Genomic DNA, 12,307 nt, shown 5'->3' on the forward strand with positions numbered 1-12,307 from the left:
AGGGAGATTCATATGATAGGAGTTTCAATTTATCTTTCAAAAGAACGAGTAAAGAAGCAAGAAGAGTGGCTAAAAGTAGCGAAGGAAAACGGGTTTTCATCTATTTTTACATCACTTCACATTCCTGAAGATGATCCTGGTACGTACAAAGAGCTAATTCAAATACTTGGGAAACAAGCGCTCAAATATGAAATGGAATTAATGGTCGATGTTTCTCCAAAATCGTTACATCATTTAGGGATGACGTATGAAAATGTGGAGGAGCTATTAGACTGGGGCATTACAGGCTTAAGAATGGACTACGGCATCACGCCGAAAGAAATCGTACGCGTATCTCATAAAATGAAAGTAGCTTTAAATGCGAGTACGATTACAGATTCATTTTGGAAAGAGTTAATCATAGAAAATATAAAAGTAGAGAATGTAGAAGCGTGGCATAATTTTTATCCGCGTCCAGAAACAGGACTAGCAAAGTCCTTTTTACAAAAACAAAACGAATACTTACATGAGTGCGGAATAAAAACGATGGCATTTATTCCGGGAGATGGTGAAAAACGTGGTCCGCTATGTGAAGGTTTACCAACGTTAGAAAAGCACCGCAATATGCGCCCACTTGAAGCGTACTTAGAACTTGTACAAGATTGTGGTGTCGATAAGGTGTTAATCGGGGATATAAGCGGAAGTATAGAAAGTGTACAAGAGATAGCGAGTGCGAGTAGAGGAATTATTCCGCTGCGATACGAGCCATTGATAGAGAAAAGTGAAGTGTTAAAAGTGGTGGAGCGAGTGCATACAAATAGACTAGATCCAGCTCGTGATGTCATTCGTTCAGTTGAATCAAGAGAAGGAAATAAAGTGATTTTAAAGCCGATGCATACAATTGCAAGAAAGAAAGGCAGCATTACAATTGATAATGAATTGTACGGTAGATATGCAGGAGAGATGCAAGTTGCCACACATGATTTGCCTAAAGATGAGAAAGTGAATGTTGTTGGCATGGTTGTAGAAGAGGACTTGTCTTTATTGCCGTATGTTGGCGCTGGAAAAATGTTTCAACTTTTTTGTGCAATAGAGTAAAAGCTTGAATTAGCACTATTCTGTAGGAAAACATTATCCGTAAAAGGGATAATGTTTTTTGTTTTCTTAAAAAAAGTATTTGACGAATGAAATGAAATACCGTATTGTTTTGACTTGTGAATAAAAGTTCACCATAACAAAACAAAAAGGAGAGTTCAAAATGAACCAATATATTGGGAATTTAATTATTCGTATCGTGTTAGGAGTGACATTCTTTGCGCACGGTTTAGCGAAGTTTCAATCAGGTATCGATAACGTAGCAGGATGGTTTACAAGCATCGGCTTACCAGGTGGTCTTGCATACGGCGTAGCAACAGTTGAATTAGTTGGTGGTATATTATTAATTATCGGTTTAGGCGTAAGATATGTAGGACTATTATTCGCTCTTATTTTAGCTGGGGCTATCGTAAAGGTAAATGGAGCAGCAGGTTTATTAGGAGATGGAAAGAATCCAGGGTATGAATTAGATCTTGCATTATTAGCAATGGGTGCGTATTTATTCGTTGTAAAAGCAGAAGGATATGTAGATCGTTTCGTAAAAGAGAAAGTAATGAAAGCGAAGTAAACTTATTTATAAATTGTTGACTTGAATCATAATTGTAACTATAATGATTACAACTAGTTGATTAAGAATAAAACAATATAAATATTTTTTTACACAAGTTGTAACTGAGGTGGTTACGACTTGTGTAAAAAATAAATAAAACGGGAGGAAGTAACATGCCTAAATCAAATTTAGAAATTATTCGAAGCACGTATGAAGGATCAGCTTCTTCAAATGCAAAACATTTAGTAGAAGCCCTCTCTGAAAAAGTAGAATGGACAGAGGCAGAAGGATTCCCGTACGGGGGAACTTATATAGGTGTAGAAGCAATAATGGAAAATGTATTTAGCCGATTAGGATCAGAATGGGATGATTTTAAGGCGAGTGTAAATATGTACCATGAAGTAAAAGGAAAAGATGTAATTATTGCTGAAGGTGTTTATTCAGGAGTTTATAAAGAAACGGGAAAATCATTTGAAGCAGAGTTTGTTCATGTATGGCAACTGGAGAACGGAAAAATCGTGAAGTTTAAGCAGTATGTAGATAGTCATATTGTTAAGGAAGCGATGAAGAGCTAATGCTTTTTAAATGGATTGTAGGCATATGTATTACAATTATAGTAATTATCACGTCTATAGTTGGCGGAAAGAAATTGCTTGCATATGTGGAAAAAGAGAATAAAAATATTCAAATTGAGCGAGTGGCAAACGAAAAGGAGAAGAAAGTTGCAGAAGAAGCCCCACGAGTTAGCGAAGGTGAAATTATTTCTACTATGCACAAAATGGTGCACCAAAAAGTAAAATCCTCCGAAAAATGGGGATTTTTAGAAATGACAAAAAAGGAAATTTTTAATGTAAAAAGAGATATTGAAAATAGTACAGGTTTTCAATATAAAATGAAGTTATTTTCTATTATAAATAGATGGGAAAAAGGAGATTTTTCTCAAACTGTTGAGGAGCACAACTTTTTATGGAGCCTTCAAGGTGGAGATACTGGCAAGGCGACGGAACGTTTATCACCAGAAGAGGAAAAGCGGTATATAAAAGAAATGAAGAGTAAATAAAAACATCGCCACCCGGATGACGATGTTTTTTTCATTAAGAATGTTTTCGCATTAAAGCTCTAGTTGGCTGAACAGTAACCGTTTTGAAATGAGAAAATAAATAACATCCCGTCACAACGATCATTGTCCCGAAAATTTGTATCCACGTTAGTTCTTCTCCGAGGAAAAGGAATGCTAAAATAGCTGTGAAAATCGGATTGAAGTTTAGAAAAATACCGGATGTAGTCGCTCCTAATTTTTGCACGCCAATATTCCAAAACACCATACAAAGAACGGTAGAAATAAGCCCTGTATATAAAAGAGATGTTAGGAAAGAAGTGTTTATGTTTGTAACAGTGAAGCTTCCTATGTTAAATGGCAGTAATAGAATAACGCCGAAAATTCCTGAGTATAATGTTGCCATAAGTGGTGTCGTTGTTTTTGTTGCCCATTTACTACAAACAGAATAGATTCCCCAAATACAAACAGCCGCAATCATCCATAAATCGCCGCTATTAAAATGTAGTGAAAATAAAAGTGCAAAGTTACCTTTCAATAGGACAAGAATAACCCCAAAGAATGAAAGAATCATGGATAGAATTTGAAGTGTATTTACTTTTTCTTTTAGAAATAATACTGAAAATAGTGCAATTGAAATCGCATTTAATGTAGAAATAAGCCCTACATTCGTTGCGGATGTTTTTTCTAGTGCTAGAAATTGAAAGATGTTAAAAAGAGCGACCCCTGAGATTCCCATTAGTATTAACGGAAGTATTGCGGCACGAGGTGGAATGATTTTCTTTTCTTTAAACCATACGATCGGTAATAAACAAACGATCGCAATCATCCATCTTAAACTTGTTAGTGTCATCGGTGATGCATGATCAACGAGCGATTTTCCAACGACGAAATTTCCTCCCCATAATAAGCTCGTTAGTAATAGTAAAAAGACATAAAAATAAGGCATATTAAAATCCCCTTTGTTATAATCAATGTGAATTGTAAATAATTTTAGCATTTTTCTTCGTTGTGTAATATATTCTTTTGTATAATGGTTAAAAGTCGATAAAATATTTTGTTGTAAATAGTGTTTGTAGAATGATATTCAGTTTTATATATGTTGTAAGGTGTTTTTTCGAATAATCATCGGTAAGAAAAAGGGGGAATTGTAATGGAGTCGTCTGTTATTAAAGTGTTAGATGATTTGGACGTACAAATTTTAGATATATTGCAGAAGGAGTCTCAAGTAAGTAATGCTGAGCTTGCGCGACGTGTTAATTTATCACCAGCTGCGATGCATGCGAGAATAAAAAGATTAGATGGAGAAGGGTTCATTGATAAGCAAGTAGCCATTTTAAATCAAGAAAAGCTTGGTTTTGATTTGTTATGTTTCATTTTTATGAGTACGAATATTCATCAATCGGATAAACTTGAGGTGTTGGAGAAAGAATTAGAAGCGATGCCTGAAGTGTTAGAATGTCACTGTTTAACAGGAGAATATGATTATTTATTAAAGGTTGCAAATCGTGATCGTAAAGAGCTGGAGCAGTTTATTAGAAAGTTGAATAAGCTGGGTATTACAAGGATACAGACGAGTTTAGCACTTCGTGAAATTAAATATTCGACAGTATTACCGATCCGAAATGAGGAACCGAGCATCGATTAGATTGCTTGGTTTTTTGTTTGTATAAAGTGATTGACGGGGAGAAAAGAGAGATGTATTATTATATAAAATTATGTATTAAAATTCAATTTAGGTTATAAATATTAATATCGGGGACAAGGGGATATAATATGAAAATCTTTAATGCGGTTACGAGTGATGTGAAAGAAATTTATAGTCTTATTGAAGCTTATGCAAAAGAAGGAGTAGTTTTACCACGTTCTCTTTTATCTCTCTATCAATATTTACAATGTTTATATGTTGTGAAAGAAAGCGATGAGATTGTTGGGGTTGCTGGTTTACATGTGTTAGGGGAGGACCTTGCAGAAGTCCGGTCGTTAGTCGTCTCGCATACATATGCAGGGAAAGGAATCGGGCGTATGTTAGTGAACCATGTAATCAATGAGGCAGCGAAAATAAAAGTGAATAGAGTCATTTCTTTAACATATGAAACGGAATTTTTTCAAAAGTGCGGGTTTGATTTTGTGAATAGAGATGCGTTACCAGAGAAAGTATGGATCGATTGTAGACATTGTCCAAAGGTGGATTATTGTGATGAGGTGGCGATGATTCGATATGTTGGGTGAAATTTTCAGAGAAAAAAGGCCCACTATTATGTACGTAATAGTGGGCATCTATATTTTAGGGGAATTTAAGAACTTGAATTCGTTTTTCTTACCGCAAAATTAAAAATGGGATTTTTAAGCTCATAGTTATAAGTAGAACCATCGACAAGCCCTACAACTTTATCGCTTTCGTAAAGATCAAGCATAAATTGTGCCATTTGTTTTGCGGTGTGGAATTTCGGTACAACATTATCGTATTGGAATTCATCAATATCAAATGAACGTTTTGCAAATTCTGTTTCAGTTGCACCAGGTGCTAAAACCTTTGCTTGCAGTTTTGCACCTTGTTGTTTCAATTCGTGAGATAAACCTTCTGTAAATGCACTTACATAGAATTTCGTAGCGCAATACGTAACAGCATCAGCAACGATTGTGTATCCACCGCCTGATGAAACGTTAATAAGTTGTGTGCCATCAACCATTGAATAATCTCGAACGAAAAGAGAGGAGAGTATTGTTAGTGCTTCTATATTTACATGTAACATCGTTTCTATTTTATTTAAATTTTGTTCAGCAATGGAGGCGAAATTACCAAAACCGGCGTTGTTAATCCACGTTTCAATTTGAAAGGCTTGTAGGCTTTCATACAGCTTATAAACATTTTTCGTGATAGATAAATCCGTTCTTCGAATAACAACATCCAATTCTGGATTCATTTCGTTAATTTTTAATTTTAATCCGTCTAATTCTTCTTGTCTTCGAGCTACAAGTATTAAGTTCTTTCCGCGAGCTGCAAAGGCTAAAGCCGATTCATAGCCAATTCCAGAACTTGCACCAGTAATAACAGTGTATTTCATATAAAATCCCCCTAAGTTCAAATAAATATATTATGGTTAGATTTTATTTGTTAGAGTATACTCTAAGTCAAATGTTTTTTATGAATTTGATAAGGCTATAAAATATATGAGGGTAAGCACGTGGAGGGAGTTAGAGTATGTACACAATTAGCGAGGTGGCTAAATTAATAGGAGTGAGTACACATACACTACGTTATTATGAAAAGGAAAATATATTAATTGCAAATCGCGATACAAATGGGAATCGAATGTATGCAGAGTCGCATATAAAGTGGTTGCAGTTTGTAATGAAATTAAAACAAACGCAAATGCCAATAGCGAAAATAAGAGAATACGCTAGATTATATTTAGAAGGGGAGCATACAACCGAAGCTCGTTTACAGCTCCTAGAAGATCATAGGAAATCTATTCAGATTCAAAGAGAAAACTTAGTAATTACAGAAAAGATGCTGGAGAATAAAATTATTGCATATAAGGCCTCTTTGGAAAGTAAATAGAAAACATAATCCGACTCTTAATTATTTATGATAAAAATGGATTTGATCTCATAGTGTGCCGGCAAATAAAAAAGAGCAGCTAGCAAAAGCTAACTGCTCTATTCAAGGGATCTCTCCAAGGGGGAGTGGAGAAAATATTATGTTACTAGCAGTATTGACGGGTTATTAGGAAATATACAAATCGGATGAAAGAAATTTTAAATAATCTTTCGGTATTGACAGTTTTTAAAATATTCATGTACAATACATATGAATGACATTCAGTCATTTTCGTATGGCAGGATTTAGTTAGTTTGGCAATGGAACAAATATAAATGGTAAATGAGGATGATAGTTGTTTATATATTAGTGATGAAGGAGTATATTTTTTTAAAACAAAAATGACTGATAGTCAGTCATAAGAGGTGAGAGGTATGAAAAATAGAGCTTGGTTATATGTCATATTAACATGTATCTTTGAAATTTTTTGGGTGTTTGGTTTTAATACCGCGGATACTTGGTGGCATTGGATTATTATTTTAGGAGTTATCGCTGTTGATTTTCACTTCCTTTCTAAAGCGTGTGAACATCTTGCGACAGGGACTGTATATGCCATTTTTGCCGGAGCTGGTACGGTAGGTACTTTCTTAATGGATGTATTCCTTTTCGGCGGGAGTTTTAGCGTAGGGAAACTATTCTTTATCATGATGGTTGTAGCCGGTGTTATCGGTTTAAAGCTGGCTGATAATAAAGAAGAAACTGTGGAAGGAGCTGCTTAAAGATGGGTTGGTTTTTCGTATTTTGTGCTGCAATTAGTGAAATAGTCGGTGTGATTGGTCTTAAAATGTATAGTAAAGATAAAACGTTAGCAAATGGTGCAATTTATATAGGTGGATTTGCTACATCCTTCGCATTCTTGTATACATCTTTCTTATTTTTACAAGTAAGTGTCGCTTATGCGGTTTGGATTGGTATTGGAACAGCAGGTGCCGTTTTATTAAACATGTTCCTGTTTGGTGAGTCGAAAAGTAAAGCACGTATCATTAGTGTGGCTCTTATTGTATGCGGAGTGACAGGATTAAAGGCTCTTTCTTAAAGATATATTGTATTTTATCTCCTAATGGTTTATTAGGAGATTTTTATTATTAAAAAATGATTTCCTCTTAGAGTTCACTATCATTGACAGTACAATCGATTATCTTATAAAATGAGTGACAGTCATTCAATATGTGTGTGAAAGGGTTTAGATGATGAATAAAAAAGAAAAAATTGTCTATGCAGCTATTGAAGTGTTTCAGGAAAAGGGCGTTGAAAAAACGAAGATTTCTGATATCGTGAAATTGGCTGGCATTGCACAAGGAACTTTCTATTTATATTTTCCTTCTAAGTTATCTGTTATGCCTGCAATAGCAGAAGTAATGGTTGAAAAGATGATACTTGCAGTGAAAGAAAAAGTGCAAAATGATGCGCCTTTCTCAAGTAAAGTGACGCAAGTAATAGATGCGGTGTTTCACTTTATAGCGGAATATCGTGAAATACAAGCTTTAATGTATGCGGGTCTTGCATCTACAGAGCATATAAAAGAATGGGAAGCTGTGTATGAGCCTCTTTATATGTGGCTAAGCGAGTTTTTAAGTGCGGCGAAAGAAGCTGGTGAAATTCGTGATTCGGTTCACGCGGAAAGAACGGCTAAGTTATTTATCGCTCTTGTTGAATCTGCAGCGGAACAAGTTTATTTATATGACCATAAAGATGATGAGCAAGTCGAGCTACAAAAGGCAGAAGTACTAGATTTTTTAACGCATGCACTACATATAAAGAAGTAGTAAGATGAACCTGTCTGAAAAGGTAGGTTCATTTTTGAGGAAAACTGAATGATAGTCATTCACCTAATGCGTATGTATGTGTGGAAGGATAGAGTGAAATTCTAATGAGTGGGGGCATCTCTACTCATGACTAGCCCACAAATAGCAGGATAAAGAAAAAACTTCTTGGGCATTATTTTTTTGAGGAACTTACGGGAAGAGGTGTTAAAAAGTGAAGAAACCGATAAAAGAACAAAAGATGGTATTGGTCATTCTTTTGAGTAATATATTTATCGCTTTTTTAGGGATTGGATTAATCATTCCGGTTATGCCGTCCTTTATGAATGACATGAGTTTAACAGGGAAGACGATGGGATATCTCGTTGCAGTATTCGCAATGGCTCAGCTCATTACGTCACCTATTACAGGCCGGTGGGTCGATCTTTACGGTAGGAAGAAAATGATCATCATTGGATTATTTATTTTTGGTGTTTCAGAACTTCTTTTTGGATTAGGAAAAGATGTCTGGATGCTTTATGCAGCACGGGTGTTAGGCGGAATTAGTGCGGCGTTTATTATGCCTGGTGTTACGGCATATGTTGCGGATATTACATCTATGCAGGAACGTCCAAAAGCGATGGGGTATTTATCAGCAGCGATTAGTACGGGTTTTATTATAGGACCTGGAATTGGCGGATTTATTGCAGAATACGGTATACGTGTGCCGTTTTTCGTTGCAGCAGCAATTGCCTTTATAGCATGTGTAATTTCGATCTTTATTTTAAAAGAACCGTTAACGAAAGAAGAACTTGCAGAGATTTCTGCTAACACGAAAGAATCAAGTTTTATTGGTGATTTAAAGAAATCATTACATCCAATGTATGCAATTGCATTTATTATCGTATTTGTACTCGCATTCGGATTATCAGCGTATGAAACTGTGTTTAGTCTATTTTCTGATCATAAGTTTGGATTCACACCGAAAGATATTGCGGCAATTATTACGATTAGCTCCATCTTTGGGGTAGTTGTGCAAGTATTTATGTTTGGTAAATTGGTTGATATGTTCGGTGAAAAAGTGTTGATTCAAATATGTTTAATTGTAGGTGCAGTATTAGCGTTTGTTTCAACTGTAGTCTTTAATTATTGGATTGTACTTCTCGTTACTTGCTTTATTTTCCTTGCATTTGATTTGCTTCGTCCAGCTTTAACGACATTTTTATCAAAAGCAGCTGGAAAAGAGCAAGGATTTGTTGCTGGTATGAACTCGACTTATACGAGTTTAGGAAATATTGCAGGACCAGCGATGGGCGGAATATTATTTGATATGAATATTCATTATCCATATGCATTTTCAGGAGTTGTTTTAATAGTTGGTCTTGGCATTACATTTATGTGGAGAGAGAAACAGCTAGCTGAAAGTTTTGCGAAGTAATAAAACCCCTTACGACGGTAAGGGGTTTTTATTTTATCCCGCTTTAATGGGCAGTAAGACCCCCGCCTCAAAATTCACTGAAAGCAAAGAATTTAGGTGGGGGATCAACTGCCCATAAAAGTTTCACTTTATAAGCTTAATCCAAACCGTTTTAATTCAATGAAAATCCCCTCTAATTGCTTTCCTTTATCCGTTAATGTGTACTCTACACGAGGCGGAACTTCTGGATATACTTTTCTCGTTATAATGCCTTGAGATTCTAGTTCTTTTAGTCGAAGCGATAATGTTTTCGGGCTAATCCCATTCATTGATTTTTGTAAATCACTAAAGCGTAATGTTCCTTCGATAAGAAGGTCGCGAATGATTAAAAACGTCCATTTTGTACGAATTACGTCAAGTGTTTTAGCGATAGGACAAGGTATGCCAGGTAAACCTTTCGTTAATTCAACTGGATCTATATTGTTCATGGAACTAGCCTCCATAAAATTTTTTTGGATGAATTTGCTTTATAGTATCACAAAACTATACTTTTGGTAACTATATGAAAAAAATATCACTACTTCCATAAAGGAAGTTAGTGCATATACAATAGCAATATGAAATACAAAGGGTTTATATGAAGGAGGAGGTGATTTTCATGGGGATAAAAAAGTTGTTTGGATTCCTTAGTTTGTTTGTTGTTTGTATTGTACTTGTAGCATGTAGCGGGGAACAAAAAACGGAAATCCAGTTATTAAAAGAAATGCCAAAGCCAAAAGCGATGACAATTGATCCCTCACTAAGTAAAAAGGAAGCGACCGAAATGGTTCATGCAGCGCAGCGTTTTTATGCATTTTGGGATACAGGTAAGGAGGAACTTATTCTGCAAACTGTTTCTGAAGATTTTTCCGATAATACATTGCCGAAAGGGCGACCACAAGGCACTGAAGGATTAAAGTTTGCGGCACAAAATTTTCGTAAAGTCGTTCCTAATATACATTGCGAGATTGAAGATTTATTAGTCGTCGGTGATAAAGTAACAGCTCGTCTTTCTTTTACAGGAACGCATAAGGATAAGAAAATCAATTTTTTTGCAATTGATATTTTACATGTGAAAGACGGAAAGATAACGGAAGACTGGCATTTAGAAGATAATCTTACGCTGAAACAACAACTTGGGTTAATAGCCGAGGAATAAAATAGGGGAGAGAAAAGTGATGAAAAATATATTTATTATAAATGGACATGAAAAATACGGTACGAAAGAAGGACGATTAAATAGAACGTTAGTTGATTATATGGTAACGGTATTAAGTGAGAAGCATCATGTGAAAACAACAACGATTCAAGATGGCTATAGTATTAAAGAAGAACAAGAGAAGTTTTTATGGGCGGATGTTGTGATTTATCAAACACCGATTTACTGGTTTAGTGTACCGGGCTTATTTAAAACGTATATGGATGAAGTATATGAATATGGTTTGTTCTTTAAAGGTGCTGATGAATATGGAACAGGTGGTTTATTAAAAGAGAAGCAGTATATGTTTTCTACAACTTGGAATGCACCTGAAAAGGCATTTGGAGATAAGACGAAGTTCTTTGAAGGGGAAAGTTTAGAGTCAACGCTTAGCCATTTACACCGCGTGCAAAAGTTTCTTGGCATGAGTCCGTTAAAGAGCTTTGCTTGTTATGATGTGGTGAAGAATCCTACAATTGATAAGTATTTAGAGAACTTGAAGAATCATTTAGAAGAAATCATTTAATAATTACAGCCATCCCCATATTTAATGCGGGGATGGCTGTATCCATAATTTCGCAAAATTTGCCCAGCCGAATGAATCAATTGTTACATTTTTTAAAGAAGAAGGGTATGTTTTTTCTTTTTAAAACGGATCAACTTCAGCTAAATTTGGAGTAGTACTAGGCTGTAGCAAAAGATTTTTTAACGTTCCTACTTCAGAAAGAGCTACTAATATGTAGCCACTAATCAGTACAATAAGCCCAATGACGCGTAACGTTTGTAAGCTTACTTCATTATTATTCGTTTCCGTTGGATTTGGGGGCGTTGAAGGTGGATTATTGTTCATAGCTAGGCTCCCATCTTTTTTTATTTATATATGTGTAAAATTATTATTTAACTTATGGATAGGAATCGTATAGTCATTTTCACTATATGAGAAATGCCTATGAAAAGTGATTAGAAATTTGGGGACGAAGAAGGGAGGAATCCACAGGTCATTAAAAATGATATTCCTTTTTAATTTTCATACAAATAAAAAGGTTAACCAAAGTAGCTAAACAGCTATTTTGGCTAACCTCTAATAACTATCCTAGTATACGCAACGATTCTTCAATAAACGCTGGGATGTCCTCCGGTTGTCTACTTGTTACTAGCTGATTTTGGCATACGACAACCTCTTTGTCATGGAAATTTCCACCGGCATTTTTTAAATCGACCGAAATGGATTTATATCCAGTCACATCACGTCCTTCAAGCGTTTGGGCAGTGATGAGTAATTGGGGGCCGTGACAAATAGCAAAAACAGGTTTTTTCGCATCCATAAATGCTTTGCTAAAGCGAACGAAACGTTCATCTGCACGAAGTATATCTGGGGAAAATCCGCCTGGTATGAAGAGGGCATCAAAGTTCTCTGGAGAAACATCATCGATACCTTTATCAATTACAACTTCACTTTTTCCTTGTTTACCGTGTACCGTTTTACCTTTTTCTGCTTCAATAGTTGTTAATTCATATCCCTTTTGTTTAAAAGCTTCTGCTGGCTCTGTGTATTCTGTGTCCTCAAAATAATCTGTTATTAAAGTAGCAATTTTTTTACTCATTCTAATCCGCTCCTTACATTAT

General features: G+C 35.4%; 18 protein-coding genes. 13 read left to right on the top strand and 5 right to left on the bottom strand.

Annotation, left to right across the window (positions count from 1 at the left end):
- Positions 1–12 precede the first annotated feature (12 nt).
- The 4 genes from ACU8YW_RS04380 to ACU8YW_RS04395 all read left to right on the top strand — a co-directional run bounded on the left by ACU8YW_RS04380 (position 13) and on the right by ACU8YW_RS04395 (position 2,684).
- Positions 13–1,077: a DUF871 domain-containing protein gene (locus ACU8YW_RS04380; RefSeq protein ID WP_088608448.1), complete on the top strand. Its 1,065-nt coding sequence runs from the start codon at positions 13–15 to the stop codon at positions 1,075–1,077.
- A 160-nt stretch (positions 1,078–1,237) separates the two neighbouring features.
- Entirely contained in the window at positions 1,238–1,642 is a 405-nt protein-coding gene (locus ACU8YW_RS04385) for a DoxX family protein (RefSeq protein WP_001077749.1), read from the top strand.
- 155 nt (positions 1,643–1,797) lie between these two features.
- On the top strand, positions 1,798–2,199 hold the full coding sequence (locus ACU8YW_RS04390) for a nuclear transport factor 2 family protein (protein ID WP_088608450.1): 402 nt from the start codon (positions 1,798–1,800) through the stop codon (positions 2,197–2,199).
- Positions 2,199–2,684 (top strand): PRK06770 family protein, encoded by a 486-nt coding sequence (locus ACU8YW_RS04395; protein ID WP_426933980.1) that lies wholly within the window; start codon positions 2,199–2,201, stop codon positions 2,682–2,684. The genes ACU8YW_RS04390 and ACU8YW_RS04395 overlap by 1 nt, the downstream gene beginning before the upstream one ends.
- A 34-nt stretch (positions 2,685–2,718) precedes the next feature.
- Here the strand turns inward: ACU8YW_RS04395 and ACU8YW_RS04400 are convergent, their stop codons facing one another.
- Positions 2,719–3,630 (bottom strand): DMT family transporter, encoded by a 912-nt coding sequence (locus tag ACU8YW_RS04400; RefSeq protein ID WP_088608452.1) that lies wholly within the window; start codon positions 3,628–3,630, stop codon positions 2,719–2,721.
- A gap of 204 nt (positions 3,631–3,834) precedes the next feature.
- Between ACU8YW_RS04400 and ACU8YW_RS04405 the strand changes: the two genes are divergently transcribed.
- Positions 3,835–4,329 (top strand): Lrp/AsnC family transcriptional regulator, encoded by a 495-nt coding sequence (locus ACU8YW_RS04405; RefSeq protein WP_000446106.1) that lies wholly within the window; start codon positions 3,835–3,837, stop codon positions 4,327–4,329.
- A 128-nt stretch (positions 4,330–4,457) separates the two neighbouring features.
- Entirely contained in the window at positions 4,458–4,913 is a 456-nt protein-coding gene (locus tag ACU8YW_RS04410; RefSeq protein ID WP_048545675.1) for an N-acetyltransferase, read from the top strand.
- Positions 4,914–4,978: 65 nt separating this feature from the next.
- Here the strand turns inward: ACU8YW_RS04410 and ACU8YW_RS04415 are convergent, their stop codons facing one another.
- Entirely contained in the window at positions 4,979–5,749 is a 771-nt protein-coding gene (locus ACU8YW_RS04415; RefSeq protein WP_088062077.1) for an SDR family NAD(P)-dependent oxidoreductase, read from the bottom strand.
- A 137-nt stretch (positions 5,750–5,886) separates the two neighbouring features.
- Between ACU8YW_RS04415 and ACU8YW_RS04420 the strand changes: the two genes are divergently transcribed.
- The 5 genes from ACU8YW_RS04420 (at position 5,887) to ACU8YW_RS04440 (ending at position 9,465) form a co-directional block, all read left to right on the top strand.
- Entirely contained in the window at positions 5,887–6,246 is a 360-nt protein-coding gene (locus ACU8YW_RS04420) for a MerR family transcriptional regulator (RefSeq protein ID WP_088062079.1), read from the top strand.
- 413 nt (positions 6,247–6,659) lie between these two features.
- Positions 6,660–7,004, top strand: a complete 345-nt coding sequence (locus tag ACU8YW_RS04425; RefSeq protein ID WP_048545668.1) for a DMT family transporter — start codon at positions 6,660–6,662, stop codon at positions 7,002–7,004.
- Between the two features lie 2 nt (positions 7,005–7,006).
- Positions 7,007–7,321: a DMT family transporter gene (locus tag ACU8YW_RS04430; RefSeq protein ID WP_000539670.1), complete on the top strand. Its 315-nt coding sequence runs from the start codon at positions 7,007–7,009 to the stop codon at positions 7,319–7,321.
- Positions 7,322–7,472: 151 nt separating this feature from the next.
- Positions 7,473–8,051, top strand: coding sequence for a TetR/AcrR family transcriptional regulator (locus ACU8YW_RS04435; RefSeq protein ID WP_001993037.1), 579 nt, complete (start codon positions 7,473–7,475; stop codon positions 8,049–8,051).
- 211 nt (positions 8,052–8,262) lie between these two features.
- Positions 8,263–9,465 carry an MFS transporter gene (locus tag ACU8YW_RS04440; protein ID WP_048545666.1) on the top strand — a complete coding sequence of 401 codons (1,203 nt, stop codon included), beginning with the start codon at positions 8,263–8,265 and terminating at the stop codon, positions 9,463–9,465.
- 128 nt (positions 9,466–9,593) lie between these two features.
- On the opposite strand, the gene ACU8YW_RS04445 is transcribed toward ACU8YW_RS04440, so the two are convergent.
- Positions 9,594–9,932 (bottom strand): winged helix-turn-helix transcriptional regulator, encoded by a 339-nt coding sequence (locus ACU8YW_RS04445; RefSeq protein WP_061113258.1) that lies wholly within the window; start codon positions 9,930–9,932, stop codon positions 9,594–9,596.
- Between the two features lie 170 nt (positions 9,933–10,102).
- On the opposite strand from ACU8YW_RS04445, the gene ACU8YW_RS04450 reads away from it, so the two are divergent.
- Together ACU8YW_RS04450 and ACU8YW_RS04455 are read left to right on the top strand one after the other, a co-directional pair.
- Positions 10,103–10,642, top strand: coding sequence for an ester cyclase (locus ACU8YW_RS04450; protein WP_000511566.1), 540 nt, complete (start codon positions 10,103–10,105; stop codon positions 10,640–10,642).
- Between the two features lie 19 nt (positions 10,643–10,661).
- On the top strand, positions 10,662–11,207 hold the full coding sequence (locus ACU8YW_RS04455) for an NAD(P)H-dependent oxidoreductase (RefSeq protein ID WP_088608519.1): 546 nt from the start codon (positions 10,662–10,664) through the stop codon (positions 11,205–11,207).
- A 120-nt stretch (positions 11,208–11,327) separates the two neighbouring features.
- On the opposite strand, the gene ACU8YW_RS04460 is transcribed toward ACU8YW_RS04455, so the two are convergent.
- Both ACU8YW_RS04460 and ACU8YW_RS04465 read right to left on the bottom strand, forming a co-directional pair.
- Positions 11,328–11,531, bottom strand: a complete 204-nt coding sequence (locus ACU8YW_RS04460) for a hypothetical protein (protein WP_001063864.1) — start codon at positions 11,529–11,531, stop codon at positions 11,328–11,330.
- 238 nt (positions 11,532–11,769) lie between these two features.
- Positions 11,770–12,285, bottom strand: a complete 516-nt coding sequence (locus ACU8YW_RS04465; protein WP_088062087.1) for a type 1 glutamine amidotransferase domain-containing protein — start codon at positions 12,283–12,285, stop codon at positions 11,770–11,772.
- Positions 12,286–12,307 lie beyond the last annotated feature (22 nt).

The sequence above is a fragment of the Bacillus pretiosus genome (assembly GCF_052947655.1).

Bases quoted from the DNA above. Each gene is read 5' to 3' on its own strand.
- ACU8YW_RS04400 (WP_088608452.1), bottom strand. From the start codon at position 3,630: ATGCCTTATTTTTATGTCTTTTTACTATTACTAACGAGCTTATTATGG.
- ACU8YW_RS04455 (WP_088608519.1), top strand. From the start codon at position 10,662: ATGAAAAATATATTTATTATAAATGGACATGAAAAATACGGTACGAAA.
- ACU8YW_RS04445 (WP_061113258.1), bottom strand. From the start codon at position 9,932: ATGAACAATATAGATCCAGTTGAATTAACGAAAGGTTTACCTGGCATA.
- ACU8YW_RS04380 (WP_088608448.1), top strand. From the start codon at position 13: ATGATAGGAGTTTCAATTTATCTTTCAAAAGAACGAGTAAAGAAGCAA.
- ACU8YW_RS04415 (WP_088062077.1), bottom strand. From the start codon at position 5,749: ATGAAATACACTGTTATTACTGGTGCAAGTTCTGGAATTGGCTATGAA.
- ACU8YW_RS04390 (WP_088608450.1), top strand. From the start codon at position 1,798: ATGCCTAAATCAAATTTAGAAATTATTCGAAGCACGTATGAAGGATCA.
- ACU8YW_RS04410 (WP_048545675.1), top strand. From the start codon at position 4,458: ATGAAAATCTTTAATGCGGTTACGAGTGATGTGAAAGAAATTTATAGT.
- ACU8YW_RS04420 (WP_088062079.1), top strand. From the start codon at position 5,887: ATGTACACAATTAGCGAGGTGGCTAAATTAATAGGAGTGAGTACACAT.
- ACU8YW_RS04450 (WP_000511566.1), top strand. From the start codon at position 10,103: ATGGGGATAAAAAAGTTGTTTGGATTCCTTAGTTTGTTTGTTGTTTGT.
- ACU8YW_RS04425 (WP_048545668.1), top strand. From the start codon at position 6,660: ATGAAAAATAGAGCTTGGTTATATGTCATATTAACATGTATCTTTGAA.
- ACU8YW_RS04385 (WP_001077749.1), top strand. From the start codon at position 1,238: ATGAACCAATATATTGGGAATTTAATTATTCGTATCGTGTTAGGAGTG.
- ACU8YW_RS04435 (WP_001993037.1), top strand. From the start codon at position 7,473: ATGATGAATAAAAAAGAAAAAATTGTCTATGCAGCTATTGAAGTGTTT.
- ACU8YW_RS04430 (WP_000539670.1), top strand. From the start codon at position 7,007: ATGGGTTGGTTTTTCGTATTTTGTGCTGCAATTAGTGAAATAGTCGGT.
- ACU8YW_RS04405 (WP_000446106.1), top strand. From the start codon at position 3,835: ATGGAGTCGTCTGTTATTAAAGTGTTAGATGATTTGGACGTACAAATT.
- ACU8YW_RS04395 (WP_426933980.1), top strand. From the start codon at position 2,199: ATGCTTTTTAAATGGATTGTAGGCATATGTATTACAATTATAGTAATT.
- ACU8YW_RS04460 (WP_001063864.1), bottom strand. From the start codon at position 11,531: ATGAACAATAATCCACCTTCAACGCCCCCAAATCCAACGGAAACGAAT.
- ACU8YW_RS04465 (WP_088062087.1), bottom strand. From the start codon at position 12,285: ATGAGTAAAAAAATTGCTACTTTAATAACAGATTATTTTGAGGACACA.